The following is a 1052-nucleotide window of genomic DNA, read 5'->3' on the forward strand; positions in this document are numbered from 1 at the left end:
CGCCGATTCAATTAGGAAGTGCGCGTTTGAAAGACTTATCGAAGATCTGCTGAGGAGAGTGGAAGCGTAGCCGTTTTCTGGGTCGCTGGTTGAGCTTGTCTTCAATGCTCTGGATGTAAGCCTCGGAGAAGGCACTCAGATCGCAGCCCTTGGGGAAGTACTGCCGTAAGAGCCCGTTGGTGTTCTCGTTGGAGCCGCGTTGCCAGGAGGAGTAGGGATCTGCGAAGTAGCTCTTGGCCCCGAGCGCGATATCGATCAAGGCATGCTCGGCGAACTCGCTACCGTTGTCCCAGGTGATGGTGTGCACTCGGACGGCTAACGGATGGAGTGACTGGATAACCGCACGCATCGTCAGATCAGCTTCGCCCGTCGCGATGCGGCGCACGCGCAGCAGTCCTGACTTGCGCTCGACCAGCGTGACCAGGCGAGCGGTGCCCTGGCCGACGATGGTGTCGCCCTCCCAATCACCGACGCGTTGGCGTGTCTGGACGATGGCCGGTCGCTCTGCGATACGTCGGCCACCGAAGCGCTGACGTTGCCGTGGTGTGCCGCAGCGTGCACGACGTCGCCGCTTGCGACAGCGCAGGTGATGCCACAAGGTGCCACCGCGCTGACGGTCCCGTGCGATGTGTTGATAGATGCGTTCATGGCTGATGGCCACCCGCCCTTCGCCGGTGATTTGCTCGGGACTTAAACCCTCGGCAAGGCGTGCTTCGACAAGAGGCCACACATCGCTCTGGATGTGCGGTAGCACGCTTGCCGCTTGCCACCGCCAGGCACTACGACGGTGCGCCTGGCGCGCGTCGTAGCGCTCCACACCGTATGTGTTGCGACCCAGCTCCCGACGGATCGTGCTGGGATTACGCTGAAGTTGCTCTGCGATCTCGCTCATGGAGAAACCTCCACGGTGCAGGTGCTGAATCTGGTAGCGTTCGTCCTGGCTCAGGTGCGTGTAGCTCAATGTGCAGTTCCACTTGGCGGTGAAGCTGCGCAGGCTACCGCACCTGCGCTACTTCCCGGGGCTGGAGTGATGCACTTCTAAATTGAATCCG

General features: G+C 61.2%; 1 protein-coding gene. It reads right to left on the reverse strand.

Annotation, left to right across the window (positions count from 1 at the left end; genetic code table 11):
* Positions 1-7: 7 nt before the first annotated feature.
* A complete protein-coding gene (locus tag ACFPPB_RS20290; protein WP_377330473.1) occupies positions 8-961 on the reverse strand; it encodes an IS30 family transposase in 954 nt (317 codons plus the stop codon).
* Between the last annotated feature and the right edge of the window lie 91 nt (positions 962-1052).

Origin of the sequence: Rhodanobacter terrae, from assembly GCF_042657005.1 — a bacterium.
GTDB classification, from domain to species: Bacteria; Pseudomonadota; Gammaproteobacteria; order Xanthomonadales; family Rhodanobacteraceae; genus Rhodanobacter; species Rhodanobacter terrae.